This window comes from Pseudomonas sp. TE6288, assembly GCF_054062095.1.
Genome location: NZ_JBSSEW010000005.1, coordinates 1 through 18214, shown reverse-complemented (window position 1 = coordinate 18214; position 18214 = coordinate 1). Strand labels below are relative to the sequence as shown.

The 18214-nt window shown below is 63.2% G+C and carries 24 protein-coding genes; 10 read left to right on the top strand and 14 right to left on the bottom strand.

Annotation, left to right across the window (positions count from 1 at the left end; all coding sequences use genetic code 11):
• Nucleotide 1: 1 nt before the first annotated feature.
• The 9 genes from hisD to ACVWY1_RS06320 all read right to left on the bottom strand — a co-directional run bounded on the left by hisD (nt 2) and on the right by ACVWY1_RS06320 (nt 6880).
• A complete protein-coding gene (gene hisD / locus ACVWY1_RS06360; RefSeq protein ID WP_457377976.1) occupies nt 2–1324 on the bottom strand; it encodes a histidinol dehydrogenase in 1323 nt (440 codons plus the stop codon).
• A gap of 126 nt (nt 1325–1450) precedes the next feature.
• A complete protein-coding gene (gene hisG, locus ACVWY1_RS06355) occupies nt 1451–2086 on the bottom strand; it encodes an ATP phosphoribosyltransferase (RefSeq protein ID WP_023630427.1) in 636 nt (211 codons plus the stop codon).
• A 93-nt stretch (nt 2087–2179) separates the two neighbouring features.
• Complete coding sequence (gene murA / locus ACVWY1_RS06350) at nt 2180–3445, bottom strand: UDP-N-acetylglucosamine 1-carboxyvinyltransferase (RefSeq protein ID WP_046856963.1); 1266 nt, start codon at nt 3443–3445, stop codon at nt 2180–2182.
• A gap of 23 nt (nt 3446–3468) precedes the next feature.
• Entirely contained in the window at nt 3469–3708 is a 240-nt protein-coding gene (locus ACVWY1_RS06345) for a BolA family protein (RefSeq protein ID WP_023630425.1), read from the bottom strand.
• 118 nt (nt 3709–3826) lie between these two features.
• A complete protein-coding gene (locus ACVWY1_RS06340; RefSeq protein ID WP_023630424.1) occupies nt 3827–4129 on the bottom strand; it encodes an STAS domain-containing protein in 303 nt (100 codons plus the stop codon).
• The gene (locus ACVWY1_RS06335; RefSeq protein ID WP_457377975.1) at nt 4126–4779 is read right to left on the bottom strand and encodes an MlaC/ttg2D family ABC transporter substrate-binding protein; all 654 of its coding nucleotides are present in this window, start codon (nt 4777–4779) and stop codon (nt 4126–4128) included. The genes ACVWY1_RS06340 and ACVWY1_RS06335 overlap by 4 nt, the downstream gene beginning before the upstream one ends.
• A gap of 9 nt (nt 4780–4788) precedes the next feature.
• Nucleotides 4789–5274 carry an outer membrane lipid asymmetry maintenance protein MlaD gene (mlaD, locus tag ACVWY1_RS06330; protein ID WP_023630422.1) on the bottom strand — a complete coding sequence of 162 codons (486 nt, stop codon included), beginning with the start codon at nt 5272–5274 and terminating at the stop codon, nt 4789–4791.
• Nucleotides 5274–6071: a lipid asymmetry maintenance ABC transporter permease subunit MlaE gene (gene mlaE / locus ACVWY1_RS06325; RefSeq protein ID WP_031315029.1), complete on the bottom strand. Its 798-nt coding sequence runs from the start codon at nt 6069–6071 to the stop codon at nt 5274–5276. Before mlaE ends, mlaD begins: the two co-directional genes overlap by 1 nt.
• Nucleotides 6071–6880, bottom strand: coding sequence for an ATP-binding cassette domain-containing protein (locus ACVWY1_RS06320; protein WP_023630420.1), 810 nt, complete (start codon nt 6878–6880; stop codon nt 6071–6073). The genes mlaE and ACVWY1_RS06320 overlap by 1 nt, the downstream gene beginning before the upstream one ends.
• A 245-nt stretch (nt 6881–7125) precedes the next feature.
• Here ACVWY1_RS06320 and ACVWY1_RS06315 point away from each other — a divergent pair, with 245 nt between their 5' ends.
• The 10 genes from ACVWY1_RS06315 (at nt 7126) to ACVWY1_RS06270 (ending at nt 14127) form a co-directional block, all read left to right on the top strand.
• Entirely contained in the window at nt 7126–8100 is a 975-nt protein-coding gene (locus tag ACVWY1_RS06315) for a KpsF/GutQ family sugar-phosphate isomerase (RefSeq protein WP_277502996.1), read from the top strand.
• Nucleotides 8101–8625, top strand: coding sequence for a KdsC family phosphatase (locus ACVWY1_RS06310; RefSeq protein WP_046856967.1), 525 nt, complete (start codon nt 8101–8103; stop codon nt 8623–8625).
• An 8-nt stretch (nt 8626–8633) separates the two neighbouring features.
• The gene (gene lptC, locus ACVWY1_RS06305; protein ID WP_046856968.1) at nt 8634–9206 is read left to right on the top strand and encodes an LPS export ABC transporter periplasmic protein LptC; all 573 of its coding nucleotides are present in this window, start codon (nt 8634–8636) and stop codon (nt 9204–9206) included.
• Complete coding sequence (gene lptA / locus ACVWY1_RS06300; protein ID WP_023629083.1) at nt 9193–9717, top strand: lipopolysaccharide transport periplasmic protein LptA; 525 nt, start codon at nt 9193–9195, stop codon at nt 9715–9717. The genes lptC and lptA overlap by 14 nt, the downstream gene beginning before the upstream one ends.
• On the top strand, nt 9718–10443 hold the full coding sequence (lptB, locus tag ACVWY1_RS06295; RefSeq protein ID WP_023629084.1) for an LPS export ABC transporter ATP-binding protein: 726 nt from the start codon (nt 9718–9720) through the stop codon (nt 10441–10443). It begins immediately after the preceding gene.
• A 174-nt stretch (nt 10444–10617) separates the two neighbouring features.
• Complete coding sequence (locus ACVWY1_RS06290) at nt 10618–12114, top strand: RNA polymerase factor sigma-54 (protein ID WP_277502995.1); 1497 nt, start codon at nt 10618–10620, stop codon at nt 12112–12114.
• 78 nt (nt 12115–12192) lie between these two features.
• Nucleotides 12193–12501, top strand: a complete 309-nt coding sequence (gene hpf / locus ACVWY1_RS06285) for a ribosome hibernation-promoting factor, HPF/YfiA family (protein WP_023629086.1) — start codon at nt 12193–12195, stop codon at nt 12499–12501.
• A gap of 12 nt (nt 12502–12513) precedes the next feature.
• Nucleotides 12514–12978 carry a PTS IIA-like nitrogen regulatory protein PtsN gene (ptsN, locus tag ACVWY1_RS06280; RefSeq protein ID WP_198755567.1) on the top strand — a complete coding sequence of 155 codons (465 nt, stop codon included), beginning with the start codon at nt 12514–12516 and terminating at the stop codon, nt 12976–12978.
• 2 nt (nt 12979–12980) lie between these two features.
• Nucleotides 12981–13835, top strand: a complete 855-nt coding sequence (rapZ, locus tag ACVWY1_RS06275; RefSeq protein WP_023629088.1) for an RNase adapter RapZ — start codon at nt 12981–12983, stop codon at nt 13833–13835.
• A 19-nt stretch (nt 13836–13854) separates the two neighbouring features.
• Nucleotides 13855–14127 carry an HPr family phosphocarrier protein gene (locus ACVWY1_RS06270; protein ID WP_277502994.1) on the top strand — a complete coding sequence of 91 codons (273 nt, stop codon included), beginning with the start codon at nt 13855–13857 and terminating at the stop codon, nt 14125–14127.
• A gap of 33 nt (nt 14128–14160) precedes the next feature.
• Here ACVWY1_RS06270 and ACVWY1_RS06265 read toward each other — a convergent pair whose 3' ends face one another.
• From ACVWY1_RS06265 to ACVWY1_RS06245, 5 genes are read right to left on the bottom strand one after another with little or no spacing between them, the layout of a single operon-like run.
• Entirely contained in the window at nt 14161–15054 is an 894-nt protein-coding gene (locus tag ACVWY1_RS06265; RefSeq protein WP_277505558.1) for a ZIP family metal transporter, read from the bottom strand.
• An 11-nt stretch (nt 15055–15065) separates the two neighbouring features.
• Complete coding sequence (locus ACVWY1_RS06260) at nt 15066–15677, bottom strand: superoxide dismutase (protein ID WP_277502993.1); 612 nt, start codon at nt 15675–15677, stop codon at nt 15066–15068.
• Between the two features lies 1 nt (nt 15678).
• Entirely contained in the window at nt 15679–16140 is a 462-nt protein-coding gene (locus ACVWY1_RS06255) for a DUF2753 family protein (protein ID WP_102682712.1), read from the bottom strand.
• 25 nt (nt 16141–16165) lie between these two features.
• On the bottom strand, nt 16166–17542 hold the full coding sequence (locus ACVWY1_RS06250; RefSeq protein WP_277502992.1) for a class II fumarate hydratase: 1377 nt from the start codon (nt 17540–17542) through the stop codon (nt 16166–16168).
• Nucleotides 17535–17936, bottom strand: a complete 402-nt coding sequence (locus ACVWY1_RS06245) for a hypothetical protein (protein ID WP_046856974.1) — start codon at nt 17934–17936, stop codon at nt 17535–17537. Before ACVWY1_RS06245 ends, ACVWY1_RS06250 begins: the two co-directional genes overlap by 8 nt.
• Nucleotides 17937–18214: the final 278 nt, after the last annotated feature.

Sequence of the window (18214 nt, the reverse complement as noted above, 5' to 3'; positions counted from 1 at the left end):
CTCAGTTCCCCTTCTCGTTGAGGATGCGGTATTCGGCGCTACGGGCATGGGCGGTCAGCGACTCGCCACGGGCCAGCACCGAAGCGGTGTGACCCAGTTCGGATGCGCCCTGCTCGGAGCAGAAGATGATCGACGAACGCTTCTGGAAGTCATACACGCCCAGCGGCGAAGAGAAGCGCGCAGTGCCGGAAGTCGGCAGCACGTGGTTGGGGCCGGCACAGTAGTCGCCCAGCGCCTCGCTGGTGTGACGGCCCATGAAGATCGCGCCGGCATGGCGGATATGCGGCAACCAGGCCTGCGGATCGGCCACCGACAGCTCCAGGTGCTCGGGGGCAATGCGGTTGGCCACCTCGATGGCCTGCTGCATGTCACGCACCTGGATCAGCGCGCCACGGCCATTGATCGACTTCTCGATGATCTCGGCACGCTCCATGGTCGGAAGCAGTTTATCGATGCTGGCAGCGACGCGATCGAGGAAAGCGGCGTCCGGGCTGACCAGAATCGCCTGGGCATCCTCGTCGTGTTCGGCCTGGGAGAACAGGTCCATGGCGATCCAGTCCGGATCGGTCTGGCCGTCGCAGACCACCAGAATCTCCGAAGGGCCGGCGATCATGTCGATACCAACCTGGCCGAACACATGGCGCTTGGCAGTGGCCACGTAGATGTTGCCCGGGCCGACGATCTTGTCCACCTGCGGCACGCTCTCGGTACCGTAGGCCAGGGCTGCCACGGCCTGGGCACCACCGACGGTGAACACCCGGTCGACCCCGGCGATACAGGCTGCGGCGAGGACCAGTTCGTTGACCTCGCCACGGGGGGTCGGCACTACCATCACCACCTCGCCGACGCCCGCGACCTTGGCCGGAATGGCATTCATCAACACCGACGACGGGTACGATGCCTTGCCACCAGGCACATACAGCCCAGCGCGGTCCAGCGGCGTGACCTTCTGGCCGAGGACCGTGCCGTCAGCCTCGGTGTACTGCCACGAGTCCTGCTTCTGCCGCTCATGGTAGATACGCACGCGGCTGGCGGCCTTTTCCAGGGCCTCGCGCTGTACCGGGGTAATGCGCGTCAGCGCCAGCTCCAGGCGCTCGCGATCGAGGATCAAGTCGTCGATCGTCTTGGCATCAACACCATCGAAACGCTGGGTGAACTCCACCAGCGCCTGGTCACCGCGCTCACGCACGGCCTTGATGATGTCGAGCACGCGCTGGTTGACCGCGTCATCGGACACACTTTCCCAGCTCAGCAGATGATCCAGATGTCGGGCGAAATCCTGGTCAGCGGCGTTGAGACGGGCAATTGCAGTGGACACGGTCATGGCGAGGGCCTCGTTATTAGCGGATGTTCAGGCGCCCTAAAGCTACCACTCCATCCGCGCGGGCACCTGAGAAAAAAGGCTATGACGCGGATAGACGGGCGCGACAGCGGAGGTCGCGCGCAGAGGTCAGCCGCGGTGTCGCGATTCGACGGCGTTGCGCAGGGTGTCGATCAGGCTCTGGATACGGGCGTGCTGCATCTTCATGGAGGCCTTGTTGACCACCAGGCGAGAGCTGATCGTGGCGATCAGGTCCTGGGGCTCGAGGCCGTTGGCGCGCAGGGTATTGCCGGTGTCGACCACGTCGATGATCTTGTCGGCAAGGTTGATCAGCGGCGCCAGTTCCATGGAGCCGTACAGCTTGATGATGTCGACCTGGCGGCCCTGTTCGGCATAGTAGCGCTTGGCTACATTGACGAACTTGGTAGCCACGCGCAGGCGGCCTTTGGGCTCTGGTGCGCCGGTTACGCCAGCGGTCATCAGCTTGCACTGGGCGATCTGCAGGTCCAGGGGTTCGTACAGGCCCTGGCCACCGTATTCCATCAGCACGTCCTTGCCGGCCACACCGAGGTCGGCGGCGCCATGCTCGACATAGGTCGGCACATCGGTGGCACGCACGATGAGCAGGCGCACATCATCCTGCGTGGTGGGGATGATCAGCTTGCGGCTCTTGTCCGGATTCTCGGTCGGCACGATACCGGCCTCGGCCAGCAGTGGCAGGGTATCGTCGAGAATACGGCCTTTGGATAGCGCGATGGTCAACATTGGAACGTCGGTCCTTAAGCGTCTACTGCCGGCCGGGCTCAGCAGCCCGACCGCATACGATTCGGCTGGCGCGTCCCTGCGCCACGATGACTGCTAGCCCGGTACGCGACGGATCTTCGCGCCCAGCATCTGCAGTTTCTCCTCGATGCACTCGTAGCCACGGTCGATGTGGTAGATGCGATCGATCAGGGTGTCGCCTTCGGCGACCAGCGCCGACAGCACCAGGCTGGCGGAAGCGCGCAGGTCGGTGGCCATCACCGGCGCACCTTTGAGCGCCTTGACGCCAGTGACGATGGCGGTGTTGCCCTCGACCTGGATCTGCGCACCCATGCGGTGCATCTCATACACGTGCATGAAGCGGTTCTCGAAGATGGTCTCGATTACCGCGCCAGTGCCTTCGGCGATGGCGTTGAGCGAAATGAACTGCGCCTGCATGTCGGTCGGGAACGCCGGGTAAGGAGCGGTACGCAGGTTAACGGCCTTCGGACGCTTGCCGTGCATGTCCAGCTCGATCCAGTCTTCTCCAGTGGTGATGTCGGCGCCGGCTTCCTTGAGCTTCTCGAGGACGGCTTCGAGGATGGTCGGGTCGGTATCCTTGACCTTGACGCGGCCACCGGTAACGGCAGCGGCGACCAGGTAGGTGCCGGTCTCGATACGGTCGGGCATGACGCGGTAGTTGGCCGAGTGCAGGCGCTCGACGCCATCGATGGTGATGGTGTCGGTACCGGCGCCCTGGATCTTCGCACCCATGGCGATCAGGAAGTTGGCCAGGTCGACCACCTCCGGCTCACGGGCGGCGTTCTGCAGCACGCTGCGGCCCTTGGCCAGGGCAGCGGCCATCATGATGTTCTCGGTGCCGGTGACGCTGACAGTGTCGAAGAAGAAGTGCGCGCCACGCAGGCCGCCTTCGGGGGCCTTGGCCTTGATGTAGCCACCCTCGACGTCGATCTTCGCGCCCATGGCCTCGAGGCCGCGGATGTGCAGGTCGACCGGACGCGAACCGATGGCGCAGCCACCCGGCAGGGCCACTTCGGCTTCACCGAAGCGGGCTACCATGGGGCCGAGCACCAGGATCGAGGCGCGCATGGTCTTGACCAGCTCGTAGGGAGCGACCAGGGTCTTGATGGTGCGCGGGTCGATCTCCACCGAGAGCTTTTCGTCGATCACAGGCTCGATGCCCATGCGGCCGAACAGCTCGATCATGGTGGTGATGTCGTGCAGGTGCGGCAGGTTGCCGACCGTGACCGGGCCATCGCACAGCAGGGTGGCCGAAAGGATCGGCAGGGCGGAGTTCTTTGCGCCGGAAATGCGGATCTCGCCATCGAGACGCGCGCCACCAGTGATAATCAGTTTGTCCATACGTATCTCGCCGCCAAGTAGGCTCAGGTGCGCTCAGCCCAGGCTGCGCTGCTGAAGAATTTCATGGTTACCGCGTGAATGCTGCCGTTGGCGATCCACGGATTGAGGTGAGCATAGATCGCCTGCTGACGCTTGACCGGGCTTTGGCCGGCCAGCTCGTCGCTGATCACGTTCAACTGGAAGTTGCAGCCTTCGCCTTCAACTTCGACCTGGGTTCCCGGCAATTTCTCTTCCAGAAAGCTTTTAACTTCTACGGCCTGCATGCTCAACCTCGATCGGCGCCCAACGCGCGCGGGTCGGCCATCATACAAAAAAGCCCCTCGCCTGCGAAGCCCATGAAGGGGCGCACTGACCGAGGGGCCTTTCCCGAACGGCAGGGCATCAGCCCGCCAATACCTCATCGAGGTCATAGACCCCGGCAATTTCCTGCATGTTCTCGGGGATACCGCGCAACTCCCAGGTTTTTCCGGCTGCCTGGGCATCGCGCATGAACCCCAGCAGCAACGACAGGCCAACGCTGCTCGATTTGACCACCGCAGTGCAATCGAACACCAGGCGCGCCTCGCCACTGGCGGCGATCAACGCCTTGCCCTGTTTGCGCAGGGCCGGGCCGCTGCGGTAATCCAGCACGCCGGCCAGGGCGAGAACGCCCGGCGCGGCCATGCTCACGGCGGCGTCGCTCATTTGACTTCCTTATCCGGCGAGCTGTCGGCTGTTTCCTTGGCCTTGGCCACTTCACCGGCCCAACCGTCGATGGTCTTGTCCAGGTTGTTGCCGTTACGCTGCATGGCATCCTGGAACTGGTCGCGGAACAGCTTGCCGATGTTGATGCCGTTGACGATGACGTTACGCACCTTCCACTCGCCGTCCAGCTTGACCATGGTGTACTGCACCGGATAGACCGCGCCGTTGGTGCCGGTGATCTTCATGCCGACGCTGGTGCGATCGTCACCCTCGGCCTTGGCCGGGTCGACGGTGATGCCCTGGTTGTTGTACTCCAGCAAGGCGTTGCCATAGAACTGCATCAGGCTGCGCTTGAAGTTCTCCTGGAAGCGCTGCATCTGCTCGGGCGAGGCCTTGCGCGAATACTTGACCGTCATGATGCTCCTGGAGATGCCGTCGGCATCGACCACCGGGCCAAGGTTGGCGTTGAGCGCGTTGTAGAACGCATTGGGGTCGGCCTTGTACTGCTCCTTGTTGCTCTTCAGGTCGCTGAGCAACTGGGTGGTGGTGCCCTGGATCACATCACGGGCAGACTGCCCCGGCGCCGCCAGGGCCAGCAGGGGAAAGATCGCCAGCAGGACCAGCAGGCCACGTCGCAGGATCGAAATCATGGAAACTCCTTAATTAGCCGGTTGAGCTTCTTTCGGTTCCTTGCCCACCGAGTTGAGCAGGAACTTGCCGATCAGATCTTCCAGCACCAGCGCCGACTGCGTGTCGTGGATGGTGCTGCCATCCTTGAGAACCACGTCCTCGCCGCCCACGCTGATGCCGATGTACTTCTCGCCCAGCAGGCCGGCGGTCAGGATCGAGGCAGTGGAGTCGGTCGGCAGGTTGTCGACATGCTTGTCCAGCTGCAGCGTCACCCGACCGGTATACGAGTCGCGGTCCAGATCGATGGCCGTGACCTTGCCGATGGTCACACCGGCCATGGTCACTTTAGCTCTGACCGTCAAACCGGCGATATTGTCGAAGTACGCATAAACTTTATATGTGTCGCTGCTCGGGCTGGCCGACAGCCCGCTGACACGCAGGGCCAGCAGCAGCAGCGCCAGGATCCCGGCCAGGAGGAACAGGCCGACACCGATTTCCAGGGTGCGGTTTTGCATCAGAAATCTCCAAACATCAAGGCGGTCAGAATAAAGTCCAGACCCAGGACTGCCAACGAGGCATAGACCACGGTCTTGGTGGTGGCACGGCTGATCCCTTCTGAAGTGGGCTCACAGTCGTACCCCTGGAATACGGCGATCCAGGTAACGACGAAGGCGAACACCAGGCTCTTGATCAGCCCGTTGAGCACGTCGTCGCTGAAAGAGACACTGTTCTGCATGTTGCCCCAGAACGAGCCTTCGTAGACGCCCAGCCAGTCCACGGCGACCCACGAGCCGCCCCAGATGCCCACCACGCTGAAGATCAGCGCCAGCAGCGGCAGCGAAATGAAGCCGGCCCACAGGCGTGGCGCCACGATGTACTTGAGCGGGTCGACGCCGATCATTTCCAGGCTCGACAGTTGCTCGGTGGATTTCATGTTGCCGATTTCGGCGGTCAGCGCAGAACCCGCGCGGCCAGCGAACAGCAAAGCGGTGACCACCGGCCCGAGCTCGCGCAGCAGGGTCAGGGCGACCATCTGCCCGACCGCCTGTTCCGAGCCATACTTGTTGAGAATGCTGTAGCCCTGCAGCGCCAGGACCATGCCGATGAACACGCCGGACACGACGATGATCGCCAGCGACAGCACGCCCACCGAATACAGTTGCTTGACCAGCAGCTGGAAACCGCCGCCGATACCACTGCGCCCGCCCAGCGAATGGCCGAGGAACAGGCACGAGCGTCCCAGTACGGCCAGCACATCGATGGCCGAACGGCCGAACAGACGGATACGTTCGAGTAAGGATTTTCTGCGCATCAACGCGTCCCCAGCAAATCGGCGCGGTAGTCAGGCGCAGGGAAGTGGAAGGGTACCGGGCCATCAGGGTCGCCTTTCATGAACTGGCGGATGCGCGGGTTGTCCGAGCCCATCAGTTCGTCCGGCGTGCCCTGCCCCAGCACCTGGCCATCGCCGACCACATAGATGTAGTCGGCAATGCTCGCGGTTTCCGCAAGGTCATGGGACACCACGATGCTGGTGATACCCAGGGCATCGTTGAGCAGGCGGATCAGGCGCACCAGCACGCCCATGGCGATCGGGTCCTGGCCGACGAACGGCTCGTCGTACATGAGGATCTGCGGGTCCAGGGCGATCGCACGGGCCAGTGCCACACGGCGCTTCATGCCGCCAGACAGTTCGTCGGGCATCAGGTCGATGGCGCCGCGCAGACCCACGGCCTGCAGCTTCATCAGCACGATGTCGCGGATCATCTCGTCCGACAGCTGCGTATGCACCCGCAGCGGGAAGGCCACGTTCTCGAACACATCCAGGTCGGTGAACAGCGCACCGCTCTGGAACAGCACGCCCATCTGCTTGCGCGCATCGAACAGGTCGCCCCGCGACAGCGCGGGCAGGTTCTGCCCATTGACCCAGACTTCGCCGCCGGCCGGGCGCAACTGCGCGCCCATCAGGCGCAGCAAGGTGGTCTTGCCGCACCCTGAAGGCCCCATGATGCCGGTGACCTTGCCGCGGGGAATGCGTATGTCCACGTTGCTGAAAATGCTGCGCGAACCGCGCTTGAAGGTGACGCCCTTCAACTCGACCGCGTAGGCGCTATCCACACTCATCTAGACTCCTTGCTAGTGCAGCCTCGTCATAGTGGACGCCTGCCTTCATCTTGAAGGCACACAGGTCCCCGGCGGGCCGAATAGCGGCGAACTATAGCACCGCTGATAGGCCCGCCCCAAGGCCGTCACCCCACTCGTTCAGGGCACAGACAGGCAGGCGCGGCATCCATATGACATTCGAAGGATGAGCCTTTCACACATTGCGGCTATAATCGCCGCCTTTTCATCAGGCATTGCGTTCCGACATGACCCAATCCAGCGAGCTGATCCAATCCGCCCAGCGCACCCTGCGCCTCGAACTCGAGGCCGTGGAGGCCCTGCTGGCCCGCATCGACGGGGACTTCATCAAGGCCTGCGAACTGATCCTGGCCAGCAAGGGGCGGGTCGTGGTGGTAGGCATGGGCAAGTCGGGGCACATCGGCAACAAGATCGCCGCTACCCTGGCCAGCACCGGCACCCCGGCGTTCTTCGTGCACCCGGCCGAGGCCAGCCATGGCGATATGGGCATGATCACCCGTGACGATGTCATTCTTGCCCTGTCCAACTCCGGCAGCACCGCCGAGATCATCACCCTGCTGCCCTTGATCAAGCGCCTGGGCATCCAGATGATCAGCCTCACCGGCAAACCGGACTCGCCCCTGGCCCAGGCCGCCGAGGTCAACCTTGACGCCAGCGTCGCCCAGGAAGCCTGCCCGCTCAACCTTGCGCCGACCTCCTCCACCACTGCGGCGCTGGCGCTGGGCGACGCCCTGGCCATCGCCCTGCTGGAGGCTCGCGGCTTCACCGCCGAAGACTTTGCCTTCTCCCACCCAGGCGGCGCGCTGGGCCGTCGCCTGCTGCTGAAGGTCGAGAACGTCATGCATGCCGGCGAAGAGCTGCCCGTGGTAAAGAGCGGCACCCTGCTCAAGGACGCGCTGCTTGAAATGTCTCGCAAAGGTTTGGGCATGACCGTGGTGCTGGGTAACGACGGCAAGCTGGCCGGCGTCTTCACCGACGGTGACCTGCGCCGCAGCCTGGACCGCAACATCGACGTGCACAAGACGCTCATCGACGAAGTCATGACCGTGCACGGCAAGACCGCCCGCGCCGAGATGCTCGCCGCCGAGGCACTGAAGATCATGGAAGACCACAAGATCAGCGCGCTGGTGGTTGTCGATCAGGACGACCGCCCGACCGGCGCCCTGAACATGCACGACCTGCTGCGCGCCGGAGTGATGTAAATGACTCAGGACCTGATGCAACGCGCCAAGGCCATCAAGCTGGCGGTGTTCGACGTCGACGGCGTGCTCACCGATGGCCGCCTGTACTTCCTCGAAGACGGCAGCGAGTTCAAGACGTTCAACACCCTCGACGGCCACGGCATCAAGATGCTCATGGCCTCGGGCGTGACCACCGCGATCATCAGCGGTCGCAAGACCCCCGTGGTCGAGCGCCGGGCGAAAAATCTCGGCATCCCGCACCTGTTCCAGGGGCGCGAGGACAAACTGGTGGTGCTGGACGGCCTGCTCGCCGAACTCAATCTAAGCTATGAACAGGTCGCCTACCTCGGCGACGACCTGCCCGACCTGCCGGTGATCCGCCGCGTCGGCCTGGGCATGGCGGTGCAGAATGCCGCGGCCTTCGTTCGCCAGCACGCCCACGGCGTTACCCAGGCCCGCGGCGGCGAAGGCGCCGCCCGCGAGTTCTGTGAACTGATCATGCAGGCCCAGGGCACCCTGGACGCTGCCAACGCCCATTACCTGTAAGGCTGCCCATGCTCAGCAAGAAGATCAGAAATGTCGCGCTGCTAGGCGGGATCGCTGCCGTGCTGGTTGCGGTAGGCTACTGGAACATCAGCCCGGAAAGCTTCCTCGAACAGCCCCAGGCCCAGGTCGACCAGAGCGCCATCGACTACTACGCGATCAACGCCCACAGCCTGCAGTTCCTGCCCGACGGCAAGCTGCAGTACGAAATGACCGCCGCCAAGGTCGAGCACCTCAAGGCCAGCGAGGTTACCCTGGTGACCACGCCCGACCTGCACATGTACCGTGGTACCGAATACCCCTGGCATGTGCAGAGCAAACGCGCCGAGGTCAACCCGGACGGCACCGAGGTGGAGTTGATCGACGAGGTGCGCGTGGCGCGCACCGACGAGAAGCAACGCGAAACCATCATCACCAGCACACGCATGACCGTGTTCCCGCAGAAGCAATATGCGCAGACCGAGCAAGCCGTTAGAATCGACGGCGCCGGTGGCACGACTACGGGCAAAGGAATGAAAGCGTATTTGAAAGAAGGCAGGATGGACCTGCTCTCTAACGTAAGAGGACAGTATGAGGCTCGTTAAAACCATCCCCCTTCTGCTCAGCCTGGGCGTAGCACTGGGAAGCGCGAGCGCCTTCGCCCTGCCGAACGACCGTGACCAGCCGATCCGCATCCAGGCGGACAACGCCCACCTGGACGACAAGCAGGGCGTCGCCACCTACACGGGCGACGTGATCATCACCCAGGGCTCGATGATGATCAAAGGCAACACCGTGACCATGACCCGCGCCGCCAACGGCGATATCGATGTGGTCACCTCGGTGGGCAACCTGGCCTACTTCGAGCAGCAGCAGAGTGCCGCCAAGCCCGACAAGATGAAAGGCTGGGCCGTGACCATCCAGTACCAGGCGCAGAAAGACGTGGTGATCCTCACCGACCGCGCCAAGGTCGAGAACGAAGGCAACACCACCGAAGGCGAGAAGATCGTCTACAACACCAAGACCCAGGTGGCTACCGCCGGGCGCGGTGGCAACGTGACTGCACCGCGTCAGCGTATCGACATGGTCATTCAACCGAAGAAAAAGGCCGAGTAAATGGCAACCCTCAAAGCCCAGCACCTGGCCAAGAGCTACAAGGGCAGGCAAGTCGTGCGCGACGTCAGCCTGTCCATCGACAGCGGCCAGATCGTCGGCCTGCTCGGCCCCAACGGCGCCGGCAAGACCACCTGTTTCTACATGATCGTCGGCCTGGTCCAGGCCGACCAGGGCCGTGTGCTGATCGACAGCCTCGATGTCAGCCACCAGCCGATGCACGGGCGCGCCCAGGCCGGTATCGGCTACCTGCCGCAGGAAGCGTCGATCTTCCGTAAACTGTCGGTGGCCGACAACATCATGGCCATCCTCGAGACCCGCAAGGACCTCGATCGCGAAGGCCGCCGCAAGGAACTGGAAAGCCTGCTGCAGGAGTTCCACATCAGCCATATCCGCGACAATCTGGGCATGAGCCTGTCCGGTGGCGAACGTCGCCGGGTCGAGATCGCCCGCGCCCTGGCCACCGCACCCAAGTTCATCCTGCTGGACGAACCGTTCGCCGGTGTCGACCCGATTTCCGTCGGCGACATCAAGCAGATCATCCACCACCTCAAGAACAAAGGCATCGGCGTACTGATCACCGACCACAACGTTCGCGAGACCCTGGACATCTGCGAGACGGCCTACATCGTCAACGATGGCCAACTGATCGCCGAAGGCGATGCCGAGACCATCCTGGCCAACCAGTTGGTCAAGGAAGTTTACCTGGGGCACGAGTTCCGACTCTGACCACAGGCCTGCCCGGAGCACTGGCGAATGCGCCTGATCGGGGCTTAAGTTGTTACAGTGCTCTAGGCAAACGCTGCAATTTCAGGCATATAACTTGCTTAAAGTCGGCGCCCAAGCGCCCTACGTGTAGTGGATGGCGCATGCGCGCCGGCAACAAGGTATTAAGCCCCAGCCATGAAACCATCGCTCGTCCTAAAAATGGGCCAGCAACTGACGATGACACCTCAGTTGCAACAGGCCATCCGCCTGCTTCAGCTCTCCACCCTGGACCTCCAGCAGGAAATCCAGGAAGCGCTGGAGTCCAACCCGATGCTCGAACGTCAGGAAGACGGCGAGGACTTCGACAACAGCGACCCCATGGCGGACAACGCCGAGAACAAGCCGACCGCCGAAGCCCAGGACAACAGTTTCCAGGAAACCTCCAGCAGTATCACGGAAAACCTGGAGGACGGCGAATGGGCCGAGCGGATCCCCAACGAATTGCCGGTCGACACTGCCTGGGAAGACATCTACCAGACCAGCGCCAGCAGCCTGCCGAGCAACGATGACGACGAATGGGACTTCACCACCCGTACGTCGGTGGGCGAGAGCCTGCAAAGCCACCTGCTGTGGCAGCTCAACCTGGCGCCGATGTCCGACACCGACCGGCTGATCGCCGTCACCCTGATCGACAGCATCAACGCCCAGGGCTACCTGGAAGACACCCTCGAAGAAATCTGCGCCGGTTTCGACCCGGAGCTGGACATCGAGCTGGACGAGGTCGAGGCGGTGCTGCACCGCATCCAGCAGTTCGAGCCGGCCGGCATTGGCGCCCGCACCCTCGGCGAATGCCTGCTGCTGCAACTGCGCCAGCTGCCGGCCTCGACACCCTGGATGAGCGAGGCACAGCGCCTGGTCACCGACTTCATCGACCTCCTCGGCAGCCGCGACTACAGCCAGCTGATGCGCCGGATGAAGCTCAAGGAAGACGAACTGCGCCAGATCATCGAACTGGTACAGAGCCTCAACCCGCGCCCGGGCTCGCAGATCGAGTCCAGTGAACCCGAATACGTCGTGCCCGACGTCATCGTGCGCAAGGACAGCGAGCGCTGGCTGGTCGAGCTCAACCAGGAGGCAGTGCCGAAGCTGCGCGTCAATCCGCAGTACGCCGGCTTCGTCCGGCGCGCCGACACCAGCGCCGACAACACCTTCATGCGCAATCAGCTGCAGGAAGCGCGGTGGTTCATCAAGAGCCTGCAGAGCCGCAACGAGACGCTGATGAAAGTGGCGACGCAGATTGTCGAGCACCAGCGTGGCTTCCTCGACCATGGCGACGAGGCCATGAAGCCGCTGGTCCTGCATGACATCGCCGAGGCGGTGGGCATGCACGAATCGACGATTTCCCGGGTGACCACGCAGAAATACATGCACACCCCGCGCGGCATCTACGAACTGAAATACTTTTTCTCGAGCCACGTGAGCACCGCCGAGGGCGGCGAATGCTCGTCCACGGCAATCCGCGCGATCATCAAGAAACTGGTGGCTGCGGAAAATCAGAAAAAGCCATTGAGTGACAGCAAGATCGCTGGTTTACTGGAGGCACAAGGCATCCAGGTAGCCCGTCGCACCGTCGCCAAGTATCGCGAGTCGTTGGGGATTGCCCCTTCGAGCGAGCGCAAGCGGCTGATGTAGCCCCCGGATGTGCCACAGCGTTTCAGTGGCAGGTGCAACACCTGCCTCTTTATGCACGGGCAACAAAGGAGAAGCTGTATGCAAGTCAACATCAGTGGACAGCATGTAGAAGTCACCCAACCACTGCGCGATTACGTGCTCGAGAAGCTCGCCCGGGTGGAGGGTCATTTCGACAAGATCACCAACGTGACGGTGATCATGAAAGTCGAGAAGCTTCAGCAGAAGATCGAAGCCACGCTCCAGATTCCCGGCGGTGAGGTGGTTGCAAACGCCGAACACCAAGACATGTATGCAGCGATCGACGCCCTGGCCGACAAGCTCGACCGCCAACTGAAAAAACACAAGGAAAAACAGCAAAGCCTGCTGCAAGGCGCAGCCGCCCGCTGATCCCCCTCATCCATGATCCGACTTGAAACCATCCTGACCCCCGGCCGTTCCCTCGTGAACGTGCCGGGCGGCAGTAAGAAGCGCGCCCTGGAAAAGGTCGCCAACCTGATCGCCGAGCAAGTACCCGAGCTGGAGATGCAAGACGTCTTCGACAGCCTGTGGGCTCGCGAAAAACTGGGCTCCACCGGTTTTGGCAATGGTATCGCCATACCCCATTGCCGCCTGGCAGGTTGCAGCGCGCCTGTCAGCGCCCTGCTGCATCTGGACGCCCCCATTGATTACGATGCCATCGATGGCGCCCCGGTCGACCTGCTGTTTGTCCTGCTGGTCCCGGAAGCCGCCACCGACGCGCACCTAGAACTGCTGCGCCAGATCGCCAGCATGCTTGATCGCAAGGAGGTCCGCGATAACCTGCGTGCCGCCGATAGCAGCGAGACCCTCTACCAGGTCGTCCTGGACGTACAAAACGAGCACTGAACATGCGCCTGATCATCGTCAGCGGTCGCTCCGGCTCCGGTAAGAGCACCGCCCTCGACGTGCTGGAAGACAACGGCTATTACTGCATCGACAACCTGCCCGCCGGGCTGTTGCCGCAGCTGGCTGAAAACGCCTTGATCAACACAGAGCTGTTGCAACCCAAGGTTGCGGTCTCGATCGATGCACGCAACCTGCCCAGCCATCTGTCACGCTTCCCTCAGTTGCTGGAAGAGGCACGCTCCCGGCATATTCAGTGCGACGTGCTGTATCTGGATGCCGACGAAGACACACTGCTCAAGCGTTTTTCGGAAACCCGCCGCCGCCATCCACTGACCAACGACAGCCGTTCGCTGGCTGAGGCAATCCGGGTGGAGAGCGAGCTGCTTGGGCCGATCGCCGACCTTGCCGACCTGAAGATCGATACCACCAACCTGAACCTGTACCAGTTGCGTGACTCGATCAAGCTGCGCCTGCTCAACCAGCCCGAGCCCGGCACTGCGTTTCTCGTCGAGTCATTCGGTTTCAAGCGTGGCATGCCGGTGGATGCCGACCTGGTGTTCGACGTGCGCTGCCTGCCCAACCCGTACTGGAAGCCGGAACTTCGCGAACATTCCGGCCTCGAACAGCCGGTGATCGACTACCTGGCCGCGCAGCCGGACGTCGAGGAGATGTTCCAGGACATTTCCAGCTACCTGCTCAAATGGCTGCCGCGCTTCGCAGCCAGCAACCGCGCCTATGTCACCATCGCCATCGGCTGTACCGGCGGCCACCACCGCTCGGTATACATTACCGAACGGCTTGGCCAACTGCTCCAGCAATCCCTGAAAAACGTCCAGGTCCGCCACCGCGACCTCTAGCCACAGGATCCGCCCCACGATGCCCGCCCGCGAAATCACCATCATCAACAAGCTGGGCCTGCATGCGCGGGCGGCCGCCAAGTTCGTCGGCGTCGCCGGGCGTTTCCCCTGCCAGGTACGAGTCGGGCGCGCGCCGGACAAGCTGGTGGACGGCAAGAGCATCATGGCGGTAATGATGCTCGCCGCCGGCAAGGGCACTCAGGTGCACCTGCTCACCGAGGGCGAGCAGGACAGCGACGCCATGGAGGCGTTGGTCGCGCTGATCGAGAACTTATTCGACGAAGGCGAATGAGCCAGGCGGCACGCCAAACAGATAATTGGGGCGTCAGGACATCGCCGTGTCCATCACCATCATCAGACAGAACCCGACACACAACCCCAGGCTCGCCAGGCGGTGATGCCCGTTGCTGCGTGACTCCGGAATGATCTCCTGGGTCACCACCAGCAGCATCGCCCCCGCCGCGCAGGCCAGGCCCAACGGCAGCAACAGTTCGGCAATGTTCACCAGCCAGGCACAGATCACCGCTGCCAGCGGCTCGACCAGCCCCGATGCCGCACCGATCAGAAACGCCTTGAAGCGCGGCATGCCCGCCCCTGCCAGCACCAGCGCAATCACCAGGCCCTCAGGCACATCCTGCAACGCGATGCCCATGGCCAGGCTATCGGCATCAGGCATCCCGCCACCGGCGGAAACCCCGATCGCCATGCCTTCGGGGATGTTGTGGGCAATGATGGCGATGACGAACAGCCAGATCCGCGCGGCGATAACCGGTTGCCGCTCACTGCCGACCAGGGCCTCCGGTGAAGCGCCGGAGACCTTGAGGTCGACCAGAAACAGGCACAACGCGCCGAACAACAGGCCGCTGCTGATCACACCACCGGCGCCCCAGGGGCTGAAGCCGATGGCCTGGGCCGCATCCAACCCGGGAATGATCAGCGAGAACGCGGTGGCCGCCAACATCACCCCGGCACCAAAACCGAGCAAGGTGTCGGCCACGGCCACTGGCATGTTGCGGATTACCAGCACCGGCACTGCGCCCAAGGCCGTCCCCAATGCGCACAGTGCGCCGCCCTCCAGGGCTCGCAACATGCGCGGTTCCAGGTCCAACCAGGCGATGCCACGCGACACCAGCAATGCGGTGCCGACCAGCAACAGCACGGTCCCAAGCGCCAGGCGGAACAGGCGCACACTGCTGACAGACATCACCTCGGAGCGCATACCGGTCAGACTCACTTCAGGGCTTCAAGGTAGCGGCGTTCCACTTCGGTCCAGTCGACCACGTTGTAGAAGGCGCCAATGTATTCAGGACGGCGGTTCTGGTACTTCAGGTAATAGGCGTGCTCCCACACATCCAGGCCGAGGATCGGCGTGTTGCCGTGCATCAGCGGGCTGTCCTGGTTACCGCTGCTCTCCACCACCAGCGTTTTCTGCGGGGTCACGCTGAGCCAGGCCCAGCCACTGCCGAACCGGCTCAGCGCGGCCTTGGTGAAGGCCTCCTTGAACGCCTCGAAACCACCAAGTTGCTCGTCAATGGCCTGGGCTACCTGACCCTCGGGTTGGCCACCGCCCTTGGGCGACATGACGGTCCAGAACAACGTGTGGTTGGCATGGCCACCGCCCTGGTTGACCACCGCCCCTTGCAGTTTCTCGGGCAGTTGCTTGACCGCGCCCACCAGTCGCTCCACCGGCCATTCGGCCCATTCGGTGCCCTCGATGGCAGCGTTGAGGTTGTTGATGTAGGTCTGATGGTGCTTGCTGTGGTGGATCTCCATGGTTTGGGTATCAATGTGCGGTTCCAGCGCATCGTAGGCGTAGGGCAACGCAGGCAAGGTATGTGGCATGTCAGTGGATTCCGTAGGCAGGTTTGCGTTCCGTGATGTCCGCGTGCGCGACCAGCTCGCTGGCTGCGGGCGCCTGGCGGTTCAGCAGGCGCTCGGTACGCGGGTATTGGCCGTACTCGGCGATGAAACTCAGCAGTTCGGTATAAGTGCGCCCGCTGTGGCGCAAGGCCGCGTCACGCAGGGCCTGGGGCAGGCGCGGATCCTGGCTGGCCTGGAGCAGCCGCTGGTGCGCCGCGCACAAGTAGTCGGCGCTTTCGTGCGGCTGGTTCAGGCGCAGGTGCAGGTCGGCCAGGTTGTGGTGGGCGATGACCAGTGCGGCCACCGCCTCGTCGACGTCATGCCAGCGCTCGAACAGCACCTGGGCCAAGGCCAGTGCTTGCAGGTAGTGCTCCCGGGCGTCGACCAGCTCGCCCTGCTCGAACAGGCGGTTTGCATCTTGGGTGGTGCGTTTCCAATGCTGCATGACGTGCCTCCTGGGCGGCCCGGGTTCAGATGCCGCCAGCGGTAAGTTTTTCCGGGTCCAGCAGCGCTTCGAGCTGGTCACGCGACAGGTCGGTGTGCTCCAGCGCCACATCGATGATCGGACGCCCCTGCTTGTAGGCGGTCTTGGCAATCTCGGCAGCCTTCAGGTAGCCGATGATCGGATTCAGCGCGGTGACCAGGATCGGGTTGCGCGACAGCGCCTCCTTGAGCTTGGCCTCATTGACCTTGAAGCTGGCGATGGCCTTGTCGGCCAGCAAACGGCTGACATTGGCCATCAGCTCGATGCTCTCCAGCAGGTTGCGGGCAATCACCGGCAGCATCACGTTGAGCTCGAAGTTGCCCGACTGGCCGGCCACGGCGATGGTCGCGTCGTTGCCGATCACCTGGGCGGCGACCATCGCGGTGGCCTCCGGGATCACCGGGTTGACCTTGCCCGGCATGATCGAAGAGCCTGGTTGCAGACCCTGCAGCTCGATTTCACCAAGACCGGCGAGCGGGCCGGAGTTCATCCAGCGCAGGTCGTTGGCGATCTTCATCAGCGCCACGGCAGCCGTCTTGAGCTGGCCCGACAGCGCCACCGCGGTGTCCTGGGAGCCGATCAGGGCAAACAGGTTCTCGCCGGGGGTGAACTCGACCTGGGTCAGGACGCTCAACTGGCGGGCAAAGCCTGCGGCGAACTGCGGGTGGGCATTGATCCCGGTGCCCACGGCCGTGCCGCCCTGAGCCAGCGCTTGCAGGCTCGGCAGCGTGGCTTCGATATGCGCCTGGGCCCCCTTGATCTGGGCGGCCCAGCCACCAAGCACCTGGCTCATGCGTACCGGCATCGCGTCCATCAAATGGGTGCGCCCGGTCTTCACGTGCTTGTGCACCTCGACTGCCTTGGCCTCGATCACCTGGGTGAGATGGCGCAAGGCCGGCAGCAGCTGTTCGTGCAGGGCCAGGGCGGCGCTGACATGAATGGTGGTGGGGATGATGTCGTTGCTGCTCTGGCCACAGTTGACGTGGTCGTTGGCATTGACCGGCTCGCCCAGCACATGGCTGGCCAGGGTCGCGATGACCTCGTTGGCGTTCATGTTCGAGCTGGTGCCAGAGCCGGTCTGGAACACGTCCACCGGGAAGTGCCGGATGAAATCCTCGGCCAGCAACTGTTCCACCGCCTTGACGATGGCCGCGCCCTGCCCTGCGCTCAGCTGTTCCAGCTCGACGTTGGCCTTGGCCGCAGCGGCCTTGGCCAGCAGCAAGGCGCGGATGAACTGGGCCGGCATCGGCTTGCCGCTGACCGGGAAGTTGTCGACCGCGCGCTGGGTCTGGGCACCGTACAGGGCCTGGGCCGGCACCTGCAGTTCACCCATGCTGTCGCGCTCGATACGGGTATCACTCATCTTCAAGTCCTTGCATCAGTTCTTCGGGAGAAATCGACGGCAGCAGCACGCAATTGGCGAGCTGCATCGCGTAGGGCTGCCAACGCTGGTTCTGTTCGAGGCGGTCGAGATTGCGCAGGTCGAGCAGCGGCCGCCAGGCCTGGTCCAGGCACAGGCAGCGCCAGTGCCAGGGCAACATGCGATCGTTGGCGGTATCGAGCAGCAGACGCAAGGCGGTCAAGGCCACCGTCCATGGCGAGGTCTCGGTGCAGCACACCAGATAGCGGCCTTCGGCGAGGTAGTGCTCGATCAGGCGTGGCTCGTCGGGTTCCAGCGCGCAGCGGATGCGCCGGCTGAGCCAGCGCCAGTTTTCCAGGTAGGGCAGTTCGTGGAGGACGGTTTTCATGAACATCATCGCCGGGTTACTGGATAATGATATTCATTATTAAGTGATAAATAGAATCAGTTCAAGCTGGACGATAGGCAAAATAAACCCGGCGCGATGGCCGGGTTGGGGAAAATGGGAGTTACGGCGTGGGGGGGGGGGGGGGGGGGGGGGGGGGGGGGGGGGGGGGGGGGGGGGGGCCCCCCCCCCCCCCCCGACCGGGTTTACCAGCAGATGCCTTCGGTGCGGCTGGTGGTGCAGGTCGGCTTGCTCATGAAGCCGACCAGGTCGATCACTTGCTTGCCGGC

Excerpts from the sequence above, each read along its gene's own strand:
- hisD (WP_457377976.1), bottom strand. The coding sequence starts at position 1,324 with ATGACCGTGTCCACTGCAATTGCCCGTCTCAACGCCGCTGACCAGGAT.
- hisG (WP_023630427.1), bottom strand. The coding sequence starts at position 2,086 with ATGTTGACCATCGCGCTATCCAAAGGCCGTATTCTCGACGATACCCTG.
- murA (WP_046856963.1), bottom strand. The coding sequence starts at position 3,445 with ATGGACAAACTGATTATCACTGGTGGCGCGCGTCTCGATGGCGAGATC.
- ACVWY1_RS06345 (WP_023630425.1), bottom strand. The coding sequence starts at position 3,708 with ATGCAGGCCGTAGAAGTTAAAAGCTTTCTGGAAGAGAAATTGCCGGGA.
- ACVWY1_RS06340 (WP_023630424.1), bottom strand. The coding sequence starts at position 4,129 with ATGAGCGACGCCGCCGTGAGCATGGCCGCGCCGGGCGTTCTCGCCCTG.
- ACVWY1_RS06335 (WP_457377975.1), bottom strand. The coding sequence starts at position 4,779 with ATGATTTCGATCCTGCGACGTGGCCTGCTGGTCCTGCTGGCGATCTTT.
- mlaD (WP_023630422.1), bottom strand. The coding sequence starts at position 5,274 with ATGCAAAACCGCACCCTGGAAATCGGTGTCGGCCTGTTCCTCCTGGCC.
- mlaE (WP_031315029.1), bottom strand. The coding sequence starts at position 6,071 with ATGCGCAGAAAATCCTTACTCGAACGTATCCGTCTGTTCGGCCGTTCG.
- ACVWY1_RS06320 (WP_023630420.1), bottom strand. The coding sequence starts at position 6,880 with ATGAGTGTGGATAGCGCCTACGCGGTCGAGTTGAAGGGCGTCACCTTC.
- ACVWY1_RS06315 (WP_277502996.1), top strand. The coding sequence starts at position 7,126 with ATGACCCAATCCAGCGAGCTGATCCAATCCGCCCAGCGCACCCTGCGC.
- ACVWY1_RS06310 (WP_046856967.1), top strand. The coding sequence starts at position 8,101 with ATGACTCAGGACCTGATGCAACGCGCCAAGGCCATCAAGCTGGCGGTG.
- lptC (WP_046856968.1), top strand. The coding sequence starts at position 8,634 with ATGCTCAGCAAGAAGATCAGAAATGTCGCGCTGCTAGGCGGGATCGCT.
- lptA (WP_023629083.1), top strand. The coding sequence starts at position 9,193 with ATGAGGCTCGTTAAAACCATCCCCCTTCTGCTCAGCCTGGGCGTAGCA.
- lptB (WP_023629084.1), top strand. The coding sequence starts at position 9,718 with ATGGCAACCCTCAAAGCCCAGCACCTGGCCAAGAGCTACAAGGGCAGG.
- ACVWY1_RS06290 (WP_277502995.1), top strand. The coding sequence starts at position 10,618 with ATGAAACCATCGCTCGTCCTAAAAATGGGCCAGCAACTGACGATGACA.
- hpf (WP_023629086.1), top strand. The coding sequence starts at position 12,193 with ATGCAAGTCAACATCAGTGGACAGCATGTAGAAGTCACCCAACCACTG.
- ptsN (WP_198755567.1), top strand. The coding sequence starts at position 12,514 with ATGATCCGACTTGAAACCATCCTGACCCCCGGCCGTTCCCTCGTGAAC.
- rapZ (WP_023629088.1), top strand. The coding sequence starts at position 12,981 with ATGCGCCTGATCATCGTCAGCGGTCGCTCCGGCTCCGGTAAGAGCACC.
- ACVWY1_RS06270 (WP_277502994.1), top strand. The coding sequence starts at position 13,855 with ATGCCCGCCCGCGAAATCACCATCATCAACAAGCTGGGCCTGCATGCG.
- ACVWY1_RS06265 (WP_277505558.1), bottom strand. The coding sequence starts at position 15,054 with ATGCGCTCCGAGGTGATGTCTGTCAGCAGTGTGCGCCTGTTCCGCCTG.
- ACVWY1_RS06260 (WP_277502993.1), bottom strand. The coding sequence starts at position 15,677 with ATGCCACATACCTTGCCTGCGTTGCCCTACGCCTACGATGCGCTGGAA.
- ACVWY1_RS06255 (WP_102682712.1), bottom strand. The coding sequence starts at position 16,140 with ATGCAGCATTGGAAACGCACCACCCAAGATGCAAACCGCCTGTTCGAG.
- ACVWY1_RS06250 (WP_277502992.1), bottom strand. The coding sequence starts at position 17,542 with ATGAGTGATACCCGTATCGAGCGCGACAGCATGGGTGAACTGCAGGTG.
- ACVWY1_RS06245 (WP_046856974.1), bottom strand. The coding sequence starts at position 17,936 with ATGATGTTCATGAAAACCGTCCTCCACGAACTGCCCTACCTGGAAAAC.